This window comes from Thiomicrorhabdus cannonii, assembly GCF_013391695.1.
In the GTDB taxonomy this organism is placed as follows: Bacteria; Pseudomonadota; Gammaproteobacteria; order Thiomicrospirales; family Thiomicrospiraceae; genus Thiomicrorhabdus; species Thiomicrorhabdus cannonii.
The window spans coordinates 21,335-45,156 of the sequence record NZ_JACBGH010000007.1; the positions used below are offsets into that span (position 1 = coordinate 21,335).

The window sequence follows — 23,822 nt, forward strand, 5'->3', positions numbered from 1 at the left end:
TGTTGAGTTTTAAAAATCGCCAAAAACAAAATGCTCGCCAACATTGCCTTGGCGGGCCTTTTTGTTACCATGATGGCAAAAATGTTGGGAGCAAGCATGAGAAACGTAGTCATTACCGGCGGCAATAAGGGCATCGGCCTGGCGTTGACGCAGAAATTTGTGGAAAACGGCGATCACGTCATTATCGTGGCGCGCGACTTCAGCAATCAGGAAACCTTTGATTACCAGAACCATCCGCAGGTGCGCTGTATTGCCTTTGATCTGAGCCAAACCGACAGGCTCTCCGAACTGGTCGTGCAGCTGGATGCAGTGGATGTGCTGATCAATAACGCCGGCCTGCTGCAAACCCTGACCTATGACGCCTACCCCGAAGTGAACCGCGATTACGGCCTGAACCTGAACCTGCTGACGCCTGTGATGCTGACCACCCTATTGGAAGACAAACTCAAAGCCTCGCCCCATAAAGGTCGCGTAGTCAATAACGCCTCCATCGCCGGGCAAATCGGCCATCCCGACATCTGGTACGGCATTGCCAAAGCCGGGTTGATTAACGCCACCAAAGCCTTTGCCAAAGCCTTCCAAGGGCAGATTATCGTCAATGCCGTCGCCCCCAGCCCCACCGAAACGGAGCTATTGAACAATATTCCCGAACACCGCCAGCAGGCGTTTTTACGAAACACCATCAGCGGCCGATTCGCTACTGCGCAGGAAGTGGCCGATGCCATGTTCTGGCTGGCGACCGATTGCCCGGACTATATCAACGGCATCTGTCTGGATATCAATAACGGCTCTTTGCCGCGTTAAGAGAGTACACATAATGAGCCTAGCCGTTCACCAAGCCGTGTTGCAGCGCCATTCGGTGCGCGCGTTTCTGGACAAACCCGTAGAAACCCGCGTTATCCACAGGATATTGGAGCGCGCGCGTTTCGCCCCCTCGGGCGTCAATACCCAGCCGTGGCAGGTGTCGGTGGTGACGGGGCAAAGCAAACAGCGTTTGCAAGCGGCGATGCTCGAACGCTTTAATGCCGGTGAACGCGGCCAGATGGATTACCATTATTATCCCGACGAGTGGAAACCGCCTTACAAAATGCGCCGCATCGAAACCGGCAAACGGCTTTACGGCGCCTTGAACATCGCCCGCGAAGACAAGGAGCGCCAACTGGCGCAATGGGCCGCCAACTACCGCGCCTTCGATGCGCCGGTGATGCTGCTTTTCTGGATGGACAAGGGATTGCAAACCGGCTCTTATCTGGACTATGGCATGTTCTGGCAGAACATCATGCTGTTGGCGCTGGAAGAAGGCTTGGCGACCTGCCCGCAAGGCGCGCTGGGTGAATATCCCGAGATTGCGCGCGCACAACTCGGCTACGGCGACGACAAACTTCTGCTCGGCGGCATGGCGCTGGGGCATGAAGACCTGGCGCATCCGGTCAACCAGTACCGCACCGACCGCGAACCGGTGGAGGCCTTTAGCCGTTTTTTTGATTGAGGCACCATCTACCCGGCCTGTTGAGTTTATTAAGAGCCAACTTCAAACCATTTTTTAAATAAGTCTTATTACTCATCAGATCACGATTAATCTCCATGATTGATTCTTGAGGCTTGTCATACTGCTGGGATACAATTCAACACATTGGTTTTAGTAAGGGAAGGCCACATGAACATGTCAAAGCAAGACGACTGCCTATTGCTCGAAAAAGTTATCGAAACCGTCGATAACGTCATTATCGTGATGGACAGAGATGGCCTGATCCGCCGCTTTAATCCGGCCGCAGAAAGCCTGACCGGCTACAAAGCCGAAGATATCATTGACCATGCCCACTGGTCTTTTCTGGTTCCGGAAGAGCAGCGTCAGGAGGTGGAAAAGACCTTCAAATCCCTTACCGCCGGCCACTTTCCAAACAGCATGGTCAACGAATGGCTGACCCAGGACGGCCAGCACGTCACCGTCCAGTGGCACAATACGGCCATCACCGATGCACACAACCAGGTGCAGTATGTGATTGCCACCGGCACCGACATCTCCTCGCAAATTCAGGCGCATGCCGATCTGGCAATCTCCGCCAAAGCGTTGGAAACCGGCGAAGGCTTGGTCATTACCGATAAAAACGGCGTGATTATCCGCACCAACAAGGTGTTCACCCAGGTCACCGGTTACAGCGAAGAGGAAGCGATCGGCAAAACCCCAAGCCTGCTGAGTTCCGGCAAGCATGACGCCAAATTTTATGAAGCCATGTGGCAAGGCATCGCCGAACGCGGTTACTGGTCGGGCGAAATCTGGAACAAACGCAAAAACGGCGAAATTTATCCCGAATACCTCAAGGTCAGTGCGGTCTACAACGACCAGCATGAAGTGACGCATTATGTAGCGAGTTTTGCCGACATCAGCAACCTCAAAAACGCCGAAAAGAAATTGCAGTTCTTCGCCAATTACGATCTGGTCACCGGCCTGCCCAACCGCAGTTATTTTTTAAAACTGCTGCGCACCAGCCTGCAACAAGCCCGAACGCATCACGATCAACTGATTGTGCTGCATGTGCGCCTCAACCGCCTCTCCAAACTCAATACCCAGCTCGGATTTGAGGTCACCGACAAACTGCTGGCGCGGTTTGTCCACAAGATGGATGACGCCATAACCATCCAGGACTACCTGATTGGCCGGACCTCGGGATCGGATTTCACGCTGGCTATCCGCAGGCACGACACAGAAGGCTTGATCGATTTCTGTAACGATATCGCCACTCTTTTGCTCAATGCCGGCGAACACGCACAGATCGAAGACCTGGAGGAGAGCAATGCCATCCTCCATAACCTCGACCCGCGCATCGGCATCTGCGTGTTTGACGGCCAACTGCCCACCGACGAAAACGTTCAGGCGGAAACCCTGCTGGAACGCGGCCTGCTGAGCAGCTTTGAAGCCATTGACCAAGGCCGTCAGATTCTGTTTTATTCGAGCGAATCGCAGCAGATCGCCGACAACAGCTATAAACTCGAGCAGGCGCTGACCCATGCCACCCAGAGCATGGCAGAGTTCGAGCTGTTCCACCAGCCGCAATACGACCAGCATCACCATATTACCGGCGGCGAGCTGCTGATCCGTTGGAAACACAACGGCAGCTATATTCCGCCGAATGTGTTTATTCCGTTTGCCGAAAAAAGCGGTTTGATCCTGAAAATCGGCCGCTGGGTGCTGGAAACGGCGGCACAGCATTATGAGCAGCTCAAAGCCCAGGGATTGCATCGGCATTATGCCCAACTGGGCGTGAACCTCAGCGCCAAACAGCTGCTCGCGGAGAACTTTGTCGACGAACTGGAAGCCCTGCTGGCACGCCATCCCGATCTGGTTCACCATCTGACGCTGGAAATTACCGAAACCGCCTTTATCGACGACATCGAGGCCGTCAAAACCCGCATCAGCCACCTGCGGGCTTTGGGGTTCCGCATCTCCATCGACGACTTCGGCACCGGTTACGCCTCGCTCTCCTATCTGACCGAGCTGGAATTCGACGAAATCAAAATCGACAAGACCTTTATCGACATGGTGCATATCGTTGACCATAAATCGCATAAAATCGCCAAAGCCATTATCGGGATTGTAAAAGCATTGAACGTCAGCGCCATCGCCGAAGGGGTGGAAACCCAGGAGCAGTTCGACACGCTGGTGGGGCTGCACTGCAAACATTTTCAGGGGTACTATCTGAGCAGGCCAATACCGTTTGCCGAGTTACTCGCCAAACTCCATCAGACCCAGCAACCTTGAACTCATGGCTCTTAAAGCGCGTTACATAGGTATTGCCCAAGTTGTATTGTTCAGCCTTTGGTTGTTAGGCGGCTGCAGCAGTGTGCGTGAAGCGCCCGATATAACCACGCTCTACGACTACCAGCTGATGGATTCAGGCAACGGCCGCCCTTTAACCCTGACAGCGCTCGTCCCCAAACTGGCGGACCGCGACGTCATTTTTATCGGCGAATTCCACGGCAACCACGCCTCTCATCTGCTTGAAGCGCAGCTGCAGGCGCTGCTTTATCAACAGCGTCCGCAGCAGATTCTCTCGATGGAGCAGTTCGAACGCCATCAGCAACCTCTGCTCAGCCGCTATCTGGACGGTGAAATCGGCGAGGCCTATCTGATCAATGAGGCGCCCGCCTGGGAAAACTACGCCGGGTCCTATCGTCCGCTGGTGGAGTTTGCCAAACAACATCTGCTACCGGTGGTCGCCGCCAATGCGCCCGGCGACATTATCCGCTGCATCGGCCGCCACGGCGATGCCTATATCAACCGTCTGCCGCCCGAAGAACGCCGCTGGATTGCGGAGGCTCCGTTTGCCGACATACCGGAATACGCGGAACGCTTCCGGGACTGGATGCAAAACGCCCGGCACCTGTCGGATGAACAGGCGCATAACAGTTATCTGGCACAGCTGACGCGTGACAACACCATGGCTGAAAGCATTGCCAAGGCTTTGCAGGAACACCCCGGATACCAGCTGATTCATATCAACGGCACCTTTCACAGCCAAAGCGGCTCGGGCACGGTTGCCGCGCTAAAACGCCTGCTGCCGGCGCTGAAAATCGCCGTGATCACCCCAATTCACGTCGATTCGCCGGCAACCGCCGCCGTGAATCAAGAGGAACTGGCGCAAGGTGATTTCGTCTATCTGCTGCAGGCACAACCCGCCAAATACGTCAATGCGGACTACCGCAAGCAGATGCTGCAACGCGCCTTTAAACGGGCGGAAACAAAGTCCTGCCACTAAACCCTACCTCATCCCCCCTCCAATAAACTTGTACGTGCGCTATACATAAAATTCTTTGATTACTTTCTATAGGTTTAAGTGTTTAAATAGAAAAATTTGATGAATCACTTTCAGGGAACGGTATGTTTTGCCAACGCTATAAGAATCAACTGCAGACACTCGAAAAAACGCTTCAAAACGACCAGGCGATCCTTGCCGCCCTGCATCGTGTCATGGCGGTGATCGAATTCGACCTTGACGGCCGCATTCTCAAGGCCAACGACAACTTCCTGCAAGCCATGGGCTATAGCTGCGACGAGGTGCTGGGCCAGCAGCACCGCCTGTTTGTGCGTCCGGACTATGCCAACAGCCGGGAATATAGCGAATTCTGGGCAAAGCTGCGTCATGGCGATTTTTTCAGCGGGCGTATCGAACGCATCAAAAAAGACGGACACATCATCTGTCTGGAAGCGAGTTATAACCCGATTCTGGATGAACACGGCAAAGTCAGCAAAATCGTCAAGTTCGCAACCGACATCAGCGCCCAGGTGGCGCAGGAAAAAGAGAACCGCTCGCAGATTGCGGCGATTAACCGCGTGATGGCGGTCATTGAATTCGATCTCGACGGCACTATCCGCCGTGCCAACGACAACTTCCTGAAAACCATGGGCTATTCGGCTGAAGAGCTGGTGGGCAAACACCATAGTCTGTTCGTCACTCCCGCCTACCGCAACTCGGACGACTACAAGCAACTCTGGCAGAACCTCAAAGCAGGGAAATTCTTTTCAGGCACCATCAAACGAATCGATAAATCGGGCAGAGAAGTCTGGCTGGAAGCCAGCTACAACCCGATTTTCGATAACGACGGCAATGTCTACAAGGTCGTCAAGTACGGCACCGACGTGGGCAACAACGCCAATATGAAACTGCTGCAAAACGTGGTCGAAGATGCCGCCAGAGTGTTGCACAGCTTCGCCCAGGGCGACCTGTCCCAGCGCATGAAACAGCACCTGCAACCCAATGAGGAGTCGCTGTTCAGAAACGCCGTCGAAGCGCTCTCCGAGGCGACGGTGGAGATGGCGACCCGTCTGAGCGAAGTCATTCACAACACCTCGCAGGCGGCCAACCGGGTCAATCAGGTCACCAATGAAGTGTCCGAGAGCACGCAGATTCTCAGCGAGCGTATCCAGCAACTGGCCTCCGAACTGCAGCACACCAACCATACCATGCAGGAGATGAGCGCCACGGTGCAGAACAACACCGCAGGCGCGCAAAAAGCGTCGCAAGTGGCCAGCGAGGTGCAGCGCAAATCGGAACAGGGCACGCGCGTCATGGAGGAGACCATCCACGCCATGAACGCCATCCAAACCTCCAGTCAGGAGATTTCCGAAATTGTGGCGCTGATCGACGGCATCGCCTTCCAGACCAATCTGCTCGCACTGAATGCCGCGGTGGAAGCGGCCCGTGCAGGCGAACACGGCCGCGGTTTTGCGGTGGTTGCCGGAGAGGTGCGCGCACTGGCGCAGAAATCGGCGGAAGCCGCCAAGGACATCAAGAACCTGATTCAAGTCACCGTGCAGCGGGTCGATCAAGGCAACGCCTTGGCACACGATTCAGGAGAGGTGCTGCAGCAAATCAATGCCGCTGTTGCCAGCGTCAGCGAGATGATCAACCAGATTGCACACGCCTCCGCGGAGCAGTCGTCCGGCATCCAACGCGTACATCACTCGATGGCGCAGATTGACCAGGTCACGCAGCAAAACGCCAACCTGGTCGAGGAAACGGCGCGCGCTTCGGAACAGATGGCCAAACAGGCGCAAATATTGAATCAGGAGATGGCTTACTTTAAAACCGGCCAACCTGCATTGAACGCCCCACGCGCTTTAGCCAAGCGCTAAGGGGCGCTATGTATGAGGCTCTGCAAAAGACGCTCAGGGCTGATAAAGATAGTAAACTCCGGGAGTCAGCTGCAACGCGCTTTCCAATAAAGGCACGTGCAGCAAGGCGTTCGGTGAGCTGTCAATCTCTTGGGCGGAAGGCGAGTAGATTGAGGCATTGGGATTTTTAGTAAAACGGTAAGCGATGACTTCACAACGCTTTTCGCCCGCCAACTCGCAGGCCTGCTGCGTCGCATCCGACAAATATCCCAACGAATCCACCAAGCCGGCGTCTTTGGCCGCCGCGCCGCTGTAGATACGCGCGCTTTTAATCTCCCGCATCTGCGCCTCGTTCAAACTGCGGCGCTCTGCCACCACACCGTAAAAGCGCTCGGCCATTTTGGCAATCAGCTCCTGGAAAAGCGCCTGATCGGTTGGATTGGCGGCTCTGAAAGGCGACCCCATATCCTTACTGGCACCGCTTTTATAGACATTGACCCCGACACCCAGCTTATCCATCGCTTGCGAAAGATCGGGCGACACCGAAATCACACCGACCGAACCGGTCACCGTGGTGGGATGCGCCTGGATATGATCCCCCGCCAATGCAATGTAATACCCACCGGAGGCAGCCACGTCCATCATCTGCACAAAAATCTTAACACCGCTATCGGCCTTGTAGGCCATCAACTCGTGGTAGAGAATATCACTGGCGGTCACCCCACCGCCCGGCGAATCGATCTTCAATACCAGCGCCTTGATTGTCTTGTCTTCACGCGCTTTTTTAAGCTGCATTAAAACACTATCCAGCAGACTCGGTCCTTTGGAAAGCAGACCGCCTTTCGGTTCGTCGTTGATTTTGCCGCGCACCTCCAGCAACAGCACCTTACCGGCGGCAGCGGGCGCTTCCTCGATGACCTGCTCCTTGAAAGGCGCATCATACGCGGGTCCCAGACGAATGGTGGTGCAGCCACCCAACAGACTTGCCATGAGCACCGTCGCCAACAACGACCGTCCTACCCGGCCTGCTGAGTTTTTAAAACCGTCCGATTTTGCTTGTGTATTCATACCGACTTTTCCCTGGGTGAATTCCGCTAACACGCCTCTAGCTGCTCTTCGGGGTTAAAAGTAACCGCCTGATTGCGCCCTATCTGTTTCGCCTGATAAAGCGCGCAATCCGCCGAACGATAGAGCGTTTCAAACGTTTTGACACCGTCCATGCGCGCAGAAAAAATCCCCACCGAAACCGTCACCACGGGATGCAAGGCGCCGGGGGCATGCGCTATCTGCAACGCCTCGACCTGTTCGGTCAACTGCGCTACCCAACGGCTGGTTTCATGCGGATGGTCGCTGACCAGCAGTCCGCCGAACTCCTCGCCGCCCAATCTGAAAACCAGATCGTCACGACGGCGAATATAGTGCTTCACCGTCTGCGCGACACGGCGCAAAACCTTGTCGCCTTCCGGATGGCCGAAATAGTCGTTATAGAGCTTGAACTGGTCAATATCCAGAATAAAGAAGGTGATATACAGCGGGCTACCCTGCAATTCCTTCACCTTGGCATCAACCACCTTATTCAAATAGTGGCGGTTATACAGCGTCGTCAGACTGTCGGTATTGGAGAAGTGCTGCAGCTGGTTGACATAACGGCGCTCTTTGACATTTTGCATCTCCAGCGCGTGATGCAGCCGGCTATGCGTTTCATCAACCACCACGGCGAGCAAGACCCCCATCAGCGAGCTGACCACAAAACGCACAAAACTCAGTTCGCTCCACAAGCCGTCCTGCCAGTTGCCGATTCCCATATACGCCTGGGTAAAGACCACCGCATAAAACACGCTCAGATAGAACAGACCGATACGCCAGCCGTTGAGTGCGACCAGAATAAACGGTACAAAGAACACCCATATCAAGCCGAAATCCTGATTCTGGTTGAAATGGATAAACACCGGGAAAAACAGCAGGCCGATCAGCGTATTCAAATGACCAACCAACGCCGCCTTACGGGTTTGTGTGAGCAGCCAAAACAGGGCGCTGACCGCCAGAAAGGCCACAGAATCCGCGATGACGATGCCGGGGGACTTGCCTAGAATTAAATGCAGAATCGCAAAACCGCCGAACAGCAGCATTTGCATTTGCAGCAGTACCCTGGCCAAAAAGACCCTGGGGTGATTGGCCTCTGCACAAATCTGCGCCCGCAATCCGTCAAGGGGACGCTCTTTAGAAAATGGAGTGTGCTGATTTAACACCGGAAAAACCTTACAAAAACCGGCCGGAAAAGCCGAATCTATGGCTCAAAAAAACGCTCTTTTTTGAGCCAAACTAAGCACGACCTGGCAGAAGTCGTCTGTTACAGGCTGCGGGCGCGAATATAGGCCTGCTCGGACACCTCGGTCCATTTGACGACCTGATCGCGGAACGTCTTCTGCGATGCCCACACTCTGGCTGACAGCGCGTCTTTCTGCGCCTCTTCTTCCACCACCTGTTCGGCCAGTGTCTTCAGCGCCTGCAGCACATCGTCGGGGAACTGGCGCAGCTCGACATTATGTTTGTGAATCAAGGTCTGCAACGCCTGCTGGTTGCGGGCGGTGTATTCCGCCAACATCTCCAGATTGGCCACTTTCATGGCATTGCGCACGATGCTTTGCAGATCGACCGGTAATTCGTTGAACGCCTTTTCGTTGATCATGCATTCCATCGTCGTTCCCGGCTCGTGCCAGCCCGGCGTGTAGTAGTACTTGGCCGCCTTGTAGAAACCGAACGCCAGATCATTATAAGGCCCGACCCATTCGGTCGCATCCAACGCGCCCGACTGCATCGACGGGAACAACTCGCCGCCCGGCAAGGTCACCGGCACGCCGCCGGCACGCTTCAGCACTTCGCCGCCCAGCCCCGGAATGCGCATTTTCAGCCCTTCCAGATCCTTGACGCTGTTGATCTCTTTGTTAAACCAGCCGCCCATCTGCGTACCGGAATTGCCGGCCGGATTCGGGATCAGGCCGAACGGTTTGTACGCCTCTTCCCACAACTCCATGCCGCCGCCGTAATACAGCCAGGCGTTCATTTCGTTGGCGGTCAGGCCAAACGGCACCGACGAGAAAAACGCCGCCGAAGGAATCTTACCTTTCCAGTAATAGGCACCCGCATGGCCCAGCTGTGCGTTGCCGGCGGAAACCGCATCGAACACCTCAAAGGCACCGACCAGTTCGCCCGCGCCATATACCTTGACCTTGATGCGGCCGCCCGACATCTCGTTAATCAAACGCGCCACATTATTGGCACCGGTGCCCAACCCGGGGAAATTCTTGGGCCAGGTGGTGACCATTTTCCATTCATAGGTCTTTTGCGGTTGAGATGCCGCCGCTGTCGCTTGAGACTCGTCTTTACCGCAGGCTGACAGGGCGGTCGCCGCCGTGGCGCCGGCAATCGCGCCAATAAATTCTCTACGTTTCATCGATTAGCCATCCTTAACATGATTTTAATCTGACCATTTTATGCAAAAAACGCCGTGAACAGGACTTTTTTGAACGCAAATTGCCATCACAAACCACTGCCACCACAACAGAAATTGCTAGAATGGTGCCTGGAGAGCCGTAAACATAAACACCCCAGCTAACGGAGCCGGAAAACATGAAAGGAATTGTTTTTTCTGAATTTATCGAATTGGTCGAAGATAAGTTCGGTTACGAGATGGCCGACGAAATTATCGAGAAATCCAACCTGCCTTCCGGCGGGGCCTATACGTCGGTCGGCACCTACGATCACCGCGAACTGCTCGAACTGGTCACCCACCTGAGCCAAGCCAGCGGCATTGCGGTTGAAGACCTGGTCAAGACATTCGGAGAGTATCTGCTGGAACGCTTTGTTGTAGGCTATCCGATGTTTTTCGAGAATGTCGCTTCCTGCTTCGAGTTTTTAGACACCATCGAAAACAAGGTGCATGTTGAAGTCAAAAAACTCTATCCCGAGGCGGAACTGCCCACTTTCCGTTCGAAGATCGAATCGGACAACCGCATGCTGCTGACCTACCAGTCCAAACGCCCGTTTTCGGCACTGGCTTTCGGCCTGATCAAGGGCTCGGCGACCTACTTTAAGGAAAATATCAGCATCGACATGCAGGATCAGTCAACCGATGGACTGACGCAGGTGTTGTTTATCCTCACCAAATCCTAATTTACCCCATTGCATGAAGACCAGATAAGCAGAAGATGGACAGCAACCTATTTGAAAGACGGCTTCAACGAGAACGCCAGGCCAGAAAGCAAGCGGAGCAGTTACTCGAAACCAAATCCCTTGAACTGTATGCAAGCAATCTCGCCCTGCAGAAGATGGCGTCCGACCTGGAGAAGAAGGTCATCGAACGCACTGCCGAAGTGGAGCAGGAAAAAAACCGTGCGCTCGCCCTCAGCAAGGCCAAGTCCGAATTCGTGGCCACCATGAGCCATGAAATCCGCACCCCCATCAACGGCATTATCGGCGCGCTCAATCTGCTCGAAAGCGAAGTGGCTTCCGACGAGTGCTTCCGCCTGCTGGGCATTGCCCAGCAGTCTGCCGGCATTCTGTTGCATGTCATCAACGACATTCTCGATTTTTCCAAAATCGAAGCCGGGCAGATGCGCTTGGAAAAGGTCGCCTTTAATCTGCAGCAGCAATGTCAGACGATTCTGACCACCTTCAAAGAAAACTGCACACGCAAGCAGATTGCATTGGAACTGCAATGGGATGACGCCGTTCCGCCATGGATTCAGGGCGATCCCTATCGACTCACGCAGGTGCTCAACAACTATTTGAGCAACGCTATCAAATTCACCGAAGAGGGCCATATCATCCTCAAAGTCAAACAGCGCGAGAACATCGTGCGCTTCGAGGTGGAAGACAGCGGACTGGGCATTTCCAGCGAAAACCAGAAAAAGCTGTTTATCGACTTTTCGCAGGTCGATGCCTCCACCACCCGCCAGTTCGGCGGCACCGGCCTGGGGCTGGTCATCAGTAAAAAACTCATTGAAATGATGCAAGGCCGGGTCGGTGTGGAGAGCACCTTAGGGCAAGGTTCGCTTTTCTGGGCCGAAATCCCCTGCATTCCGGCGGAAGACAGCGTATCTCAGCCCAAGGTCAAACGCCCTATCGAACATTTAAAAGCCCAAAGCAGCCGAATTCTGGTGGTGGAAGACAACCTCATCAACCGCCGCATTGCCGAAAAAACGCTCGAGAAACTCGGGCATAGCGTCACACTATTGGAAAACGGCCGTGAAGCCGTGGAACTCTTCTCGCAAAACCCGCAGGCCAGCGAGGCGTTCGACCTGATTTTCATGGACTGCTTTATGCCGGAAATGGACGGCTTTGAAGCGGCGCAACAGCTCAGACAACTGGGGGTAACCCTGCCGATTATCGCGCTTACCGCCACCACGGCGGAAGAGGATCGCGAAAAAGCCAAGCACTGCGGTATGGATGGTTTTCTGCATAAACCCTTCCAGGTCGAGGAGATTCAAACCGCCATTCTGAATGCCAGCCAGCAAACTACCTTTTCTTAACAGGCCGGCCAGCGCGCATAAAAAAGCCCGGAGGTTCCGGGCTGGAGTATGACAGTCAAACCGCCTTAAACAGACCTTAACAGGCTTAAAAACTAGGCCAGATGCGCTCTGGGATCAAACGGCATGCTTTGCGCCATTTGCTCGTACAGCGCTTTCTGCTCGTCGGTCTGCGGCAGCGGCACATGAATCTGCACCACCACATACTGATTGCCCGGCTCACGCCCCTGTGCACCGCCCAAACCGCGGCCCTTGATACGCAATTTAGCGCCGGACTGCGTACCCGGTGCGATTGACATCTTCACCGGGCCTTTCAGGGTCGGAATTTCCACCTTGGCACCCAAGGCCGCTTCCCACGGGGTAATCGGCAAATCCACATAGACATCCTCGCCGTCGATACGGAAACGCGCGTCTTTTTGCAGATTGATCTCAATAATCACATCGCCATCCGGCCCGCCGTTAAAGCCGCTGAACCCTTTCCCCTTGACGCGGATTTTCTGTCCCTGCAGCACGCCGGCCGGAATGCGCACCTTGATCGGTTTGGTTTCGTAAGCGTAGCTGTGGGTGCGCGGATTGCCGGTTTGCACATTGATGATCTTCTCGGCGCCGTCAATCGCTTCCTGCAAGGTGACCATGACCGCCACGGTCTGATCTTCACCCTTTTGCGGACGCGGCTGGCGCTGACCGAAGCCCTGCTCGCCAAACCCGCCAAAGCCCTGGCCGCCGCCGAACATCGAGCCGAAGATATCGGCAAAATCGGCTCCCTGGCCTTCAAACCCGCCAAATCCGGAGGAGCGGTGATGCGCGTAATCAGCCCCGAAGCGGTCATACATCGAGCGCTTCTCCGGATCGCTCAGGGTTTCATAAGCTTCGCTGATCTCCTTGAACCTGGCCTCGTCGCCGGTCGGCTTGTCCGGGTGGTATTTGGCCGCCAGTTTGCGGTAGGCTTTTTTTATTTCCGCTTCATCGGCGTTTCTGTTTACGCCCAATAATGCATAGTAATCTTTGCTCATGGCTATCCTGTTCGTCACTAGATACGATAATGCAGGGTAACATAAGGGTGCAGGGCGGTTTTTTCAAGCAAAATCAGGCAATATGGGTGCAATTGCGTCCGCCCGACTTGGCGCGATACAACGCTTCATCGGCACTTTTAAACCAGTCGGATGCACTCTGCCCGGGTTGCAGCAACGCCACGCCGATGGAAATCGTCAAAGGATGTTCTTCCGCCTGCGTTGCCCGCTCCACCGCCTGGCGCAAAACTTCCGCCAAATGATGCGCACCTTCAAGGGTTTTGGCCGTGAGGATGCAAAACTCCTCGCCGCCGAAACGGTAGATTTCGGTTTGCGGATCGCAATGCTCGTGCAGATAACCCACCAGCTTTTGCAAGGCGCCGTCACCGACCTCGTGGCCGTGAGTGTCGTTGATGCGTTTGAAATGATCGATATCCACCATCAACATCGCACAGGAGGGCTGGCATTTAACGTCGCGATTCGCAATCAACTCGGCCACACGCACATCCAACGCCCGCCGGTTGCCGACACCGGTCAGCGGATCCAAATGGGCGAAACGCTGCAACAATAGGTTATCCGCCCGCAAACGGCTCGAAAACTGCCAGGCAAATATCGCCACCAGACTATAGGTCAAGGCAAAAATGGTCAGCGTCATGGCATCGACCTTAACACCAACCAACAACACGCCGAACAGCAGCAGGGTATTGGCAAACAAGGCCTCTTTGTCCGGCAGAATGAAGTGCATCGCCACCCCCGCCGGAAAGGCCCATAAGAGCGTAGAGGTGCCGAAGGCGTACACCACATACCAGGCACCGGCCATATAGATACACGACGCCAGCCAGGCAATTGCGCGAATCGCCAACCCTCGGGTCGCCAGCCAACTGAGCAGCAGCAAAAACAGCACAATCAGCACATCGACAATGCCATGCACGGTCTGCTCCAGACTGAAGCGCCAGACGGCCATCGGAGTAATGGCCAGGGCGGCCAGACTGGCCTGATACTTCAGGAAAAGGGCGGTGCGCCGCGCGTAATAATCGGCGGGAGGAAGTTGTGAAAATAACGGGAGCATACACCACCTGCAAGGCCATGATAGAGCTCCGATTTTAGCAAAAATAACGTAGTTTACACATAGAAACCCCTTATTACCTGATAGGCCATACAACCGGGTCATATAACGTATTGGCTACGTGATAATAAAAAAAGCGCCTGCCATCCCGGGATGACAGACGCTTTAGAGAGGTGAAGGCGCTTACAAAAACGCCTCAAAAAAGTGAACAGGCCGGGTTAGAAATCCAGACGCGCCGTCAACTTGAAGTTACGCCCCGGATTCAACGTATACCCTTTGTAGGTGTTGAGGAAGTCAACGTAGGCGGTATCAAACAGGTTCTCCACCGCCGCACCCAGCTTCAGGGTGTTGCTGTCGAGTTTCACATCCACTGCATAACTCAGGTTCCACACCGCATAGGCATCGGTCGAACCGGTACCGATAGGCAGGTTGTCAAATTGCGAGAACGGCTCGTACAGACCGGCAATTTTCTTCTTGTCCACCAGACGTACACCCAGACTGACCTTCTGGTTTTTTAGGCCAGCGGCGTCATCAAAACGGTAGTGCCCGTTCAGCGCCAGATTGTTGGCCGGAATCAACGGCAGCGCCTGATGGTTTTTGACATCACGCCCGTCGATGATTTCCAGTGCGGCATCCGCCGACCAGTTGGCATCGAACTGCTGCGCCACGCTCAACTCCAAGCCGCGGATTTCGGCATCGGTCTGCTCGGCCTGCATTTCGGGAATGGCGCCAGGTGCTGTCGAAGCCACTTGCTGACCTTCATTCGGCGCGCCCTCTTTGGCACGGTAGAATCCGGTATTCGCCAGATAGATATAGTTATTGATCCAGTTCTGGTAGACCGTGACCGTCATCTGCGTGGCCTGGTCCTGCCAGCGCAATGACAGATCGGTATTCAACGAGGTTTCCGCTTTCAGATCCGGGTTACCCAGCTGGAACGCCTGCACACCGCCGTGTTCGCCCGCCGCATACAGCTCGAAAATGCTCGGCGCACGGAAACCGGTGGCCATATTCGCCGCCAGACTCAGCTTGTCGCTGAAGCGGTAGGTCGCGCCCGCAGAACCGGTAAAGACATCAAACTCACGCTCATTGTTGCTGGCGTCAAACACCTCCATTTCATCCCAGAAGTGTTCGTTTTCCGCATTCAATGGTGCTTTGACAGTATGCGTATCGTAACGCGCGCCCAACTGCACCAGCCATTTATCCATATCGGCTTCTTCAAACAGATAAACCGCACGCTTGCTCTCGTCGGCCGATGGTGTCAGATGTCCGGAACGCAACGTCTGCTGCACCTCGCCCAACTCCACGCCAATTTCGCCTTCAAACGGCCCGATAGCCGGATGCTGCAACGCCAGCTTGATATCGTCGCGCTGCACCAGCAAATCAAGGTATTCCTCGGTGCCTTCGTCTTCGGCCATGGTTTCAAACGGCAGATCATGCGACGCTTCACGCGCATTGCGGGTATGCGTCCAACTTGGTTTTAACGTCCAGTCGTCGTTCAGATAGAATTCGCCGCTCAATTGCGTCTCGTCGTTCTGCAACTTCTGCCCGGCAGCCAGCGCCTCGTATTCTGACGTGCTGTTGGCGGCCTCAATTCCCAGATAGTTCTGATGCGAAATCCACTGGGTATGACGCAACTCGACCTTGCCCCAGTCATCGCGGTAACCCACACCGATGGTGCCGGAACGGTTCTCAAAATTGGTATAAGGCACTTCGCCCACAAACAGCGGCTTGTCGCTCACCGCGCTGGAGGGCGTCGCCCCTTGGCTGGAAGCGGCATTGGGTACGGTGAAGTTATCCGCTTCGCGCACAGAGTAACCGGCGGTTACGCCGAACTTCTCGGCGCCGGCACCGACTTTTACGCCAAATTGCGTTTCACGGTTATTGGTGTTGTATTCCGTCGCCAATTCGCCGTGGGTGTCCTGTCCGTAAGGGATGGGGGCCTGCAAAACATTGACCACACCGCCCATCGCCTCGGAACCGTACAACACGCTTTGCGGCCCGCGAATCACTTCAACGCGATCCGCCAGATACGGGTCGGTATTGGGCAGGTGGCGCGTACCGTAAGCCTGATAATCGGTGTTCTGGCCGTTGGAAAGCACTTTGACGCGGTTGCCTGTCAGCCCGCGAATCACCGGCTTGCCCGATTGCGTGCCGGCACTCATATTGTTGACACCCGGCATGGATTCAAGCATTTCGCCCAAAGAGCCGCTATCGCGTTGCATTTTATCCTGGCCGCTCAAGACATCGACCTGCGAAGGCACATCGAAAGCTTCATGTTCATGTATCGGAGAGGCCGACACAGTGACGGCATCCAGTGAAGTTGAGGTCGTTGAATCGGAAGTAGTTTGGGCGTGCGCAGACAGCACACCACCAGCCGCCCACAAAGCGGCTGCAAGTTTGGTTAATCGCATGGTATTTTCCTGTTAAAACAAATTTAAATAAATCAAAAAGCTGTTTTAAACAGAAAATGGAGGGGCACGGCCGTAATAAGGAACGACAACGGCCAACGCAGGCGCGGCAACCGCTACAGTGACAGCAATATGCGCACGCCATTGCGTGACCAGCGGGGCGACCGCATCACTCGCCGCCTGCACCGGCTGGGCTATCTGCTCCAGCAGATCGCATTCGGCGGTATGGTGATGAAAAGGATGAATTTCGGCATGCAACAACGACGCCGTTTGCGCGGAGACAAACAGCGCCAGCAGAAAAACCGCTAAAAAAATCCGGTTTTTCAAGAACCTAACACGCATCATAAAACTCATCATAGCCGAGCATTATAACAACCGGCCATACAAATGGCATCCACAACAGACAGGATAAAACCGCTATTTTTACCCCTTGCCAGCACCCGGCCTGTTGAGTTTATTTTTTAGCCACGACAGCAAGATTCCCCGATATAATCAACGGATATTTAGACGCAGTTAATCGACGAATTTGCCTCTTTTGGGGCAGCAATCTAAAGGTGTGTGTGACTATGGCGATCTCTCCCTATGCCGGAAAAAAAGCCCCTGCAAAACTGTTAGAAAACATCCCCAAACTCATGGCGGATTACTACCACCTCAAACCCGACGCCAACCTGCCGGAACAGGCGGTCAGTTTCGGCACCTCCGGCCATCGCGGCTGCTCCAGCAAAACCACCTTTAACGAAAACCATATCGCCGCCATCTGCCAGGCGATCGTCGAATACCGCCGTTTGCAGAACATCGTCGGCCCGCTGTTTATCGGCATGGACACCCACGCGCTTTCGGAAGCGGCGCACGCCACCGCCATAGAGGTGTTTGCCGCCAACGGCATTCATGTGATGATCCAGTCCAACGGCCGCTACACGCCCACACCGGTCATTTCCAACGCCATTTTGAGTTACAACGCCGGCCGTCAGGGCGGCTTTGCCGACGGCGTGATTATCACCCCGTCGCACAATCCGCCGCAGGATGGCGGCTTTAAATACAACCCGCCCAACGGCGGCCCAGCCGACACCGACGCGACCCAATGGATTCAAAACCGCGCCAACGCGATTCTGCTGAACGACCTCAAAGAGGTCAAACGCCTACCCTTGGCGCAGGCGATGGCGTCCGACTGCGTCATCCCGACCGACCTGATCACCCCTTATGTCGAGAACCTGCATAAGGTGGTCAACATGCAGGCCATCAAAGAGGCCGGTTTGAAACTTGCGGTCGACCCGATGGGCGGTGCCGCCATCGACTTCTGGCAGCCGATTGCCGAACACTACGGCTTGAATCTGGAGGTGGTCAATCAGCAAGTCGACCCGACCTTCGGTTTTATGCATGTCGACAAGGACGGCAAAATCCGCATGGACTGCTCCTCGCCCTATGCGATGGCCGGCCTGATCGACCTCAAGGACAACTACGATCTGGCCTTCGGCAACGACCCCGACGTGGATCGCCACGGCATTGTGACGAAATCGGTCGGTTTGATGAATCCCAACCACTATCTGGCCGTGGCCATCGACTACCTCTTTACCCACCGCCCCAACTGGCCGAAGAACGCGGCGGTCGGCAAAACCCTGGTGTCCAGCTCGATGATCGACCGCGTGGCGGCGGCGCACCACCTCAATCTGTGCGAGGTGCCGGTCGGCTTCAAGTGGTTTGTGGACGGCTTGCAAACCGGCAGCTTCGGCTTTGGCGGCGAAGAATCGGCCGGCGCGTCTTTCCTGTGCATGGACGGCAGTGCCTGGAGCACCGACAAGGACGGCATTATCCTCAACCTGCTGGCGGCGGAAATCACCGCCGTCACCGGCAAAGACCCCGGCGAACGTTACCAGGAGCTGACCGCACAGTTCGGCAACCCGCTTTACACGCGCATTGACGCCCCCGCCAACCGCGAAGAGAAAACGATTTTGAGCAACCTCTCGCCGGAGATGGTCAAAGCCGACATCCTCGCGGGCGAGAAAATCACCGCCAAGCTCACGCATGCTCCCGGCAACGGCGCGGCGATTGGCGGCTTGAAAATCACCACTGAAAACGGCTGGTTTGCGGCACGCCCGTCCGGCACCGAGGATATTTACAAAATCTACGCCGAAAGTTTTAAAGGCGAGGCGCACCTGCAACAGATTGTGCAGGAAGCGCAAACCATTGTCAGCCAGGCGCTGGCGAACGCCTAAGATAACGCGCTTCGACCATGACCACGGACAACCGTAAAAGTGTCTCCCTGATTCTCGGCAGCGGCGGCGGCCGCGGGCTGGCGCATATCGGTGTGATCCGCTGGCTGGAAGAAAACGGTTACCGCATCGACTCCATTTCCGGCTGCTCCATGGGCGCTCTGGTGGGCGGCGTGTACGCCGCCGGCAAACTCGACGCCTTCGAGAACTGGTTCAAACAACTCACCCAAACCGACATCCTCGCCCTGCTGGATCTCGCCTGGGATCGCACCGGCCTGATCAAAGGCGACAAACTTTTCTCGGTGCTGAAGGAGATGATCGGCAACCCTGATATCGAAAGCCTGCCTATCAAATTCACCGCGGTGGCCACCGATATCGAACACGAAAAAGAGGTGTGGCTGCAAAGCGGCTCGCTGCTGGAAGCCATCCGCGCCTCGATCGCCCTGCCGATGATTTTCACGCCGCACCAGCACCACGGCATGACGCTGATTGACGGCGGCGTGCTCAATCCGGTGCCCATCGCCCCCACCTTCGGCGACCGCACCGACCTGACCATTGCCGTCAACCTCGGCGGCAAAGCCGATAAGACCCTGCAACTGAGCGAACCGGCAGAGACCCGGCCCGCCTGGCTGGAAAGCCTGGGCGAGTTGCTGAGCGACATTAAATCGCATTTTGGTACGCAGGAAACCAGCGAAACGCCGTTTGTGTGGGACGTGTATGAAATCAGCAACCAGGCTTTCGACAGTATGCAGAACAGCATTGCCCGCTCGAAACTGGCGGCTTACCCGCCCGATGTGGTCATCGACATTCCGCGCAATGCCTGCGGCATGCTCGAATTCACCCTGGTATCACCGATGATTCAGCTGGGTTACGACCTGGCCGGACGTTATTTGAATGCGCCACTAAAAAACGGCTAAAGGAAGCGACTAAAAAAGGCTCTGTTCGCCGCATCAACGGCTGGCAGAGCCAAGTTTGGGGTGGCCTATTAAAGGCGTGCAGAGGCTCAGCGCACTTTGCAGGACAAGGTTATAGGGCACCTCTAATAACTCACGTTGGATTCTGGCAACGCCAAATTTGTCAGGTCAAGGCGTGAAGTTGCAGTAATGTCTAGACCTTGCAAAACTTCACAACGCAGAAATGACAAATTTGGCTAAGCCCCTTCGGGCGGTGCTTAAAAGCCACTTCTTCGGTATTGTGCGCCTTGACCTTAGAATGACTAAGGTCGGCAACGCACGCTTGGAATAAGTGGCTTTTAAGTCCCGCAGAATCTCATCGGGGGTTATTAGAGGTGCCCTATAGAGCGTTAAAGAAATATCCCTCAAGCACCTTGAGCGTGCAACAATCAGGCCGGTGAATCGGCTGATTGCCTGTTACTGGCAACACGGCAAAGTTGAAAACACCTTTGCCGCGCAAATTATCTTAGCGCCGTCCTGTTCAACCTAGCCAATTGATATTTCAAATCTTGTTGATAGCTTCTTCGCCGTCCGGCAATACAACCATGCTCCACCAGCAAAGCGCGCTAAAACCCTACTTTTAAAATGCATAATATTTTTTTATACCCCTAAAAGCCCGGCCTGCTCAAAACCGCCCGTAATCCCTGATTTTTTTCAAAAATCGCTCTCAAAACACGCTTTTGATAAGAGCTTGTGCGTATTTTTATTGCCATAAAAATAGATTATGAATGGCAAAAAATTATATTTATTAGAATTTACTTATAGACTCGTGAAAATAGGCCCACAAAATTATGCGGGCCGGGTGGCCTGCCAAAACCCTATCCACATCAATGCACTACACGCGCCGTCCAGCAACGGCGCGTAGCCAGAAGGGAACCCTATGAAAACCGTCATGATGCCATTGAGCGCCCTGTTTGTCGGCGCTTTGAGCCTGATGCCGCTGGCCGCGCACGCCGACGTCATCAGCAACGCCGAACTATCGGCCACCACCTGTTTTATGTGCCACGGCCCCGAAGGCAAATACAGCGGCGGCGCCATTCCGCCGCTGGCTGGCTATCCCGCCAACATCATGGTACAGCAACTCAAAGACATGAAAAGCGGCAAGCGCCCCTCAACCGTCATGCAGCGCCACCTGAAGGCGTATTCCGACGAAGAGATTGAAGCCCTGGCAAGCTACTTTGCCACGCTCAAGCCTTAACGCCCTTGCCGCCCTTTCAACAGGAACAGACCGACATGATTCAATCCAATCGTAGAACTCTCATCAAAGCCCTGGCCGCTGCCGGTCTGGGCGCACCGCTGGCCGCCACGCTAAACGGCTGCAGCACCCCGTTCAGAAACGCCCGTCCGCACGTTGTCGTCATCGGCGGTGGCTTTGGCGGCGCCACGGCCGCCAAATACCTGCGCCGTTTCAGCCGCAACCAGATCGACGTGACCTTGATCGAGCCCAAACAAACCTACATGACCTGCCCCGGCAGCAACTGGTATCTGGCCGGCCTGACCGATGTGCCGAGCCTCACGCACGACTATGAAGCGCTTAAAACCCAACACGGCGTGAAGGTGATTCACGACACCGTCAGCCGCGTGGATGGCGACGCGCAAAGCGTGTCCCTGCAAAACGGCGAGACGCTGCATTACGACCGTCTGGTGATGTCGCCCGGCATTGACTTTGTTTACGACGCTGTCCCCGGTTACTCCGAAGCCGCCAGCGAAGTGCTGCCGCACGCCTATCAGGCCGGCCCGCAGACCGAGCTGCTGTACCAACAGATTCGTGAAATGCGCCAGGGCGGCACCTTCCTGATGATCGCCCCGCCCAATCCGTTCCGCTGCCCGCCAGGGCCTTACGAGCGCGTCAGCATGATTGCCGCCTACTTCAAGGAACACAATCCCACGGCGAAAATCATCGTGCTCGACCCCAAATCCAAATTCTCCAAACAGGCGCTGTTTATGGAGGGCTGGCAGGAACTTTACGGCAGCATGATCGAGTGGTACGGCAAAAACGACGGCGCCATCGTTGAAGAGCTGGACGTAGCAAACAAAACCGTGAGCTGCGAACTGGATACCTTCAAAGCCGACGTGATCAACGTGATTCCGCCGCAAAAAGCCGCCAAAATCGCGTTTGATACCGGCCTGACCGACGCCACCGGCTGGTGTCCGGTCAATCAGGAAACCTTTGAATCCACACAGAAACGCGGCATTTTCGTGATTGGCGACGCCTCGATTGCCGGACAGATGCCGAAATCGGGACACTCCGCCTCCAGCCACGGCAAAATGTGCGCGGCGGCGATTGTCTCCCAGCTTAACAACTGGGCCATGCCGCGGCCTAAAAACGCCAACACCTGCTACAGTCTGGTAGGCGCCCACTACGGCATCAGCATCGCCGGGGTGTACGAAATGCAGGACGGCATCATCAAAGAGATCGCCGGCGGCGTCAGCCAGATGGGCGCTTCGCAACAAGTGCGCAAAATGGAAGCCGAATACGCGCGCGGCTGGTACAAGAGCATTACCGCCGACGTTTGGAAAAGCTGACAAAACTCAGGTGATTTAACACCACCGGAACGCCCAGGCACGAATCGCACAGACCTCACCGTCCAAACGCTTCGCGCCTTGGTGTTTTGGCCTCCTGGTGGTTCAAACCTTGTTCCGGCATCGTGCCAAAACTCTTCCCCAAATTCTCCCCAAAATTTTCAACAGGCCGGGTTACGGCTGCTGCAACGCCTCTTCTATCAGCGTCAGATGTTCTGCTGCATCCCATTGCGTGCCGCCAAACAGCGCGTAACGGATTTGTCCCTGCTTGTCGATCAGATAGGTACTCGGATAGGCAAACACCTGCCACTCCTTCACCGCCGAACCGCTCGGGTCGAGCAACACCGGGAAATTCACCGGATGAGTCTGCAGAAACGCGCTTATCGCCGCCGCCGATTCCGCCAGATTGACCGCCAGAATCTCAAACGGCGCCTCTTTTAAGCGGGTTTTCAAGCGCGCCATCGACGGCATTTCGTGCACGCACGGCGGACACCAGCTCGCCCAGAAATTCAGCAACACCACCTTGCCGCGATAATCGCTTAAAGCGACCGTGTTACCCTGCTGATCTTGCAACTGCAAAACGCGATCCTGCGGGCCCTGATACGGCTGCAATTCGGTGGAGCGATGGCTGGCGGCCTTCTGCGGCGCTGCGGAAGCGACCGGCGCCATACGCCGATCCGCAGACATATAGGGCAGTTGCAACCCTATTAGGGTTTGCAGGCGCGGGGCCAACTGTTCAGCCGCGGTTTTTTCTACCGCCAGTGCGTCCGCACGGAAATAGAAGCGGTCGCGCACCTTGGGCTGCAAAACGGTAAACACATCGCTGCCGGCCTGTTCAAATTGTTTTGACAGCTCCGCCAAACGCCAACGCCAGGGCGACAACTCCGCCTGCCAAATCGTCACCGGCAAATTGACGCTGGCGACCTCGTTCCAGTACTGCGCCGATTCCCCCGCTTGCGGCGTATTCACATACAAATTGGGATTGATCAAAACCAATCCCAAGTGGTTCAAGGATTCCTGCTGGAAAGCGCTCACGCCGCGCACCGCAAGCTGTGCCGCCTTGTTGGCCGCCACAATCCACAGCGGCTTGCCATCCTTGCGCGCCTCTTTAATCAGCGCCTGCACCCAGGCCGTCGGCACCTGATCGACCGCGCTCGGCGCCGGCGCCAAGAACAGCGGTTCATACAGATCGCTAAACCAGCTTTCAATGCCGTTTTTTGCCAGCCTTTCCGCGACCTTGCGTTCCTGCGACAACACGCCATATTCGGACGGCAGCCATAGCAGCCGCGCCTGAGCCGGCGCCTCTGCAGAAACGACCTCAATGTTCAATTCGGCATCCGCAAGCGGCAAGGGGCGCGTCTCGGCCTGAACCGGAAGCAGGCTCCAGCTCCATACGACAAACAGCAATTGAATAATGGTACGCGCCACGGCCTTCTCCTCAAATGACACCCAATGCGGGTTACGCCATTGTAGAAGAGATGGCCTGTAAAAAAAACATCACGTCGCTGTCA

Annotated in this window: 19 protein-coding genes; 11 read left to right on the top strand and 8 right to left on the bottom strand. The window is 55.4% G+C overall.

Going from position 1 to position 23,822, the window contains the following annotated elements; all coding sequences use genetic code 11:
- Positions 1-96: 96 nt before the first annotated feature.
- From HZ297_RS08605 to HZ297_RS08625, 5 genes are all read left to right on the top strand, one after another.
- Positions 97-804 (top strand): SDR family NAD(P)-dependent oxidoreductase, encoded by a 708-nt coding sequence (locus HZ297_RS08605; protein ID WP_178862807.1) that lies wholly within the window; start codon positions 97-99, stop codon positions 802-804.
- Between the two features lie 13 nt (positions 805-817).
- Entirely contained in the window at positions 818-1,489 is a 672-nt protein-coding gene (locus tag HZ297_RS08610) for a nitroreductase (RefSeq protein ID WP_178862809.1), read from the top strand.
- Positions 1,490-1,657: 168 nt separating this feature from the next.
- Positions 1,658-3,760, top strand: a complete 2,103-nt coding sequence (locus HZ297_RS08615; protein WP_178862811.1) for a sensor domain-containing protein — start codon at positions 1,658-1,660, stop codon at positions 3,758-3,760.
- 4 nt (positions 3,761-3,764) lie between these two features.
- A complete protein-coding gene (locus HZ297_RS08620) occupies positions 3,765-4,757 on the top strand; it encodes a ChaN family lipoprotein (protein ID WP_178862813.1) in 993 nt (330 codons plus the stop codon).
- Positions 4,758-4,879: 122 nt separating this feature from the next.
- A complete protein-coding gene (locus tag HZ297_RS08625; protein ID WP_178862815.1) occupies positions 4,880-6,634 on the top strand; it encodes a methyl-accepting chemotaxis protein in 1,755 nt (584 codons plus the stop codon).
- Positions 6,635-6,667: 33 nt separating this feature from the next.
- Here the strand turns inward: HZ297_RS08625 and sppA are convergent, their stop codons facing one another.
- The 3 genes from sppA to HZ297_RS08640 form a co-directional block, all read right to left on the bottom strand.
- Positions 6,668-7,681, bottom strand: a complete 1,014-nt coding sequence (gene sppA, locus HZ297_RS08630; RefSeq protein ID WP_178862817.1) for a signal peptide peptidase SppA — start codon at positions 7,679-7,681, stop codon at positions 6,668-6,670.
- 26 nt (positions 7,682-7,707) lie between these two features.
- Complete coding sequence (locus HZ297_RS08635) at positions 7,708-8,748, bottom strand: GGDEF domain-containing protein (RefSeq protein WP_178862819.1); 1,041 nt, start codon at positions 8,746-8,748, stop codon at positions 7,708-7,710.
- 215 nt (positions 8,749-8,963) lie between these two features.
- Positions 8,964-10,067: a TRAP transporter substrate-binding protein gene (locus HZ297_RS08640; RefSeq protein ID WP_178862821.1), complete on the bottom strand. Its 1,104-nt coding sequence runs from the start codon at positions 10,065-10,067 to the stop codon at positions 8,964-8,966.
- A gap of 176 nt (positions 10,068-10,243) precedes the next feature.
- On the opposite strand from HZ297_RS08640, the gene HZ297_RS08645 reads away from it, so the two are divergent.
- Together HZ297_RS08645 and HZ297_RS08650 are read left to right on the top strand one after the other, a co-directional pair.
- On the top strand, positions 10,244-10,786 hold the full coding sequence (locus HZ297_RS08645) for a heme NO-binding domain-containing protein (RefSeq protein WP_178862823.1): 543 nt from the start codon (positions 10,244-10,246) through the stop codon (positions 10,784-10,786).
- 35 nt (positions 10,787-10,821) lie between these two features.
- Complete coding sequence (locus HZ297_RS08650; protein WP_178862825.1) at positions 10,822-12,144, top strand: response regulator; 1,323 nt, start codon at positions 10,822-10,824, stop codon at positions 12,142-12,144.
- 92 nt (positions 12,145-12,236) lie between these two features.
- Here the strand turns inward: HZ297_RS08650 and HZ297_RS08655 are convergent, their stop codons facing one another.
- The 4 genes from HZ297_RS08655 to HZ297_RS08670 form a co-directional block, all read right to left on the bottom strand.
- Positions 12,237-13,154, bottom strand: a complete 918-nt coding sequence (locus tag HZ297_RS08655; protein WP_178862827.1) for a DnaJ C-terminal domain-containing protein — start codon at positions 13,152-13,154, stop codon at positions 12,237-12,239.
- 73 nt (positions 13,155-13,227) lie between these two features.
- A complete protein-coding gene (locus HZ297_RS08660) occupies positions 13,228-14,220 on the bottom strand; it encodes a GGDEF domain-containing protein (RefSeq protein WP_178862829.1) in 993 nt (330 codons plus the stop codon).
- Positions 14,221-14,435: 215 nt separating this feature from the next.
- Positions 14,436-16,628: a TonB-dependent receptor gene (locus HZ297_RS08665; RefSeq protein ID WP_178862837.1), complete on the bottom strand. Its 2,193-nt coding sequence runs from the start codon at positions 16,626-16,628 to the stop codon at positions 14,436-14,438.
- Between the two features lie 45 nt (positions 16,629-16,673).
- Positions 16,674-16,967, bottom strand: coding sequence for a DUF2607 family protein (locus HZ297_RS08670; protein WP_178862839.1), 294 nt, complete (start codon positions 16,965-16,967; stop codon positions 16,674-16,676).
- 224 nt (positions 16,968-17,191) lie between these two features.
- Between HZ297_RS08670 and pgm the strand changes: the two genes are divergently transcribed.
- From pgm to HZ297_RS08690, 4 genes are all read left to right on the top strand, one after another.
- Positions 17,192-18,838, top strand: a complete 1,647-nt coding sequence (pgm, locus tag HZ297_RS08675; RefSeq protein WP_178862841.1) for a phosphoglucomutase (alpha-D-glucose-1,6-bisphosphate-dependent) — start codon at positions 17,192-17,194, stop codon at positions 18,836-18,838.
- Between the two features lie 17 nt (positions 18,839-18,855).
- A complete protein-coding gene (locus HZ297_RS08680; protein ID WP_178862843.1) occupies positions 18,856-19,752 on the top strand; it encodes a patatin-like phospholipase family protein in 897 nt (298 codons plus the stop codon).
- 916 nt (positions 19,753-20,668) lie between these two features.
- Complete coding sequence (locus HZ297_RS08685) at positions 20,669-20,986, top strand: c-type cytochrome (protein ID WP_246261808.1); 318 nt, start codon at positions 20,669-20,671, stop codon at positions 20,984-20,986.
- Positions 20,987-21,021: 35 nt separating this feature from the next.
- On the top strand, positions 21,022-22,314 hold the full coding sequence (locus tag HZ297_RS08690) for an NAD(P)/FAD-dependent oxidoreductase (protein ID WP_178862845.1): 1,293 nt from the start codon (positions 21,022-21,024) through the stop codon (positions 22,312-22,314).
- Positions 22,315-22,485: 171 nt separating this feature from the next.
- Here the strand turns inward: HZ297_RS08690 and HZ297_RS12180 are convergent, their stop codons facing one another.
- On the bottom strand, positions 22,486-23,739 hold the full coding sequence (locus HZ297_RS12180; RefSeq protein WP_178862847.1) for a redoxin domain-containing protein: 1,254 nt from the start codon (positions 23,737-23,739) through the stop codon (positions 22,486-22,488).
- Positions 23,740-23,822 lie beyond the last annotated feature (83 nt).

What these genes read in the sequence shown, in the direction of transcription:
- HZ297_RS08655 (WP_178862827.1), bottom strand. Translation starts at nt 13,154, where the DNA reads ATGAGCAAAGATTACTATGCATTATTGGGCGTAAACAGAAACGCCGAT.
- HZ297_RS08615 (WP_178862811.1), top strand. Translation starts at nt 1,658, where the DNA reads ATGAACATGTCAAAGCAAGACGACTGCCTATTGCTCGAAAAAGTTATC.
- HZ297_RS08640 (WP_178862821.1), bottom strand. Translation starts at nt 10,067, where the DNA reads ATGAAACGTAGAGAATTTATTGGCGCGATTGCCGGCGCCACGGCGGCG.
- HZ297_RS08690 (WP_178862845.1), top strand. Translation starts at nt 21,022, where the DNA reads ATGATTCAATCCAATCGTAGAACTCTCATCAAAGCCCTGGCCGCTGCC.
- HZ297_RS08620 (WP_178862813.1), top strand. Translation starts at nt 3,765, where the DNA reads ATGGCTCTTAAAGCGCGTTACATAGGTATTGCCCAAGTTGTATTGTTC.
- HZ297_RS08665 (WP_178862837.1), bottom strand. Translation starts at nt 16,628, where the DNA reads ATGCGATTAACCAAACTTGCAGCCGCTTTGTGGGCGGCTGGTGGTGTG.
- HZ297_RS08680 (WP_178862843.1), top strand. Translation starts at nt 18,856, where the DNA reads ATGACCACGGACAACCGTAAAAGTGTCTCCCTGATTCTCGGCAGCGGC.
- sppA (WP_178862817.1), bottom strand. Translation starts at nt 7,681, where the DNA reads ATGAATACACAAGCAAAATCGGACGGTTTTAAAAACTCAGCAGGCCGG.
- HZ297_RS08610 (WP_178862809.1), top strand. Translation starts at nt 818, where the DNA reads ATGAGCCTAGCCGTTCACCAAGCCGTGTTGCAGCGCCATTCGGTGCGC.
- HZ297_RS08605 (WP_178862807.1), top strand. Translation starts at nt 97, where the DNA reads ATGAGAAACGTAGTCATTACCGGCGGCAATAAGGGCATCGGCCTGGCG.
- HZ297_RS08660 (WP_178862829.1), bottom strand. Translation starts at nt 14,220, where the DNA reads ATGCTCCCGTTATTTTCACAACTTCCTCCCGCCGATTATTACGCGCGG.
- HZ297_RS08670 (WP_178862839.1), bottom strand. Translation starts at nt 16,967, where the DNA reads ATGCGTGTTAGGTTCTTGAAAAACCGGATTTTTTTAGCGGTTTTTCTG.
- HZ297_RS08645 (WP_178862823.1), top strand. Translation starts at nt 10,244, where the DNA reads ATGAAAGGAATTGTTTTTTCTGAATTTATCGAATTGGTCGAAGATAAG.
- HZ297_RS08685 (WP_246261808.1), top strand. Translation starts at nt 20,669, where the DNA reads ATGAAAACCGTCATGATGCCATTGAGCGCCCTGTTTGTCGGCGCTTTG.
- HZ297_RS08635 (WP_178862819.1), bottom strand. Translation starts at nt 8,748, where the DNA reads ATGCAAATGCTGCTGTTCGGCGGTTTTGCGATTCTGCATTTAATTCTA.
- pgm (WP_178862841.1), top strand. Translation starts at nt 17,192, where the DNA reads ATGGCGATCTCTCCCTATGCCGGAAAAAAAGCCCCTGCAAAACTGTTA.
- HZ297_RS08625 (WP_178862815.1), top strand. Translation starts at nt 4,880, where the DNA reads ATGTTTTGCCAACGCTATAAGAATCAACTGCAGACACTCGAAAAAACG.
- HZ297_RS08650 (WP_178862825.1), top strand. Translation starts at nt 10,822, where the DNA reads ATGGACAGCAACCTATTTGAAAGACGGCTTCAACGAGAACGCCAGGCC.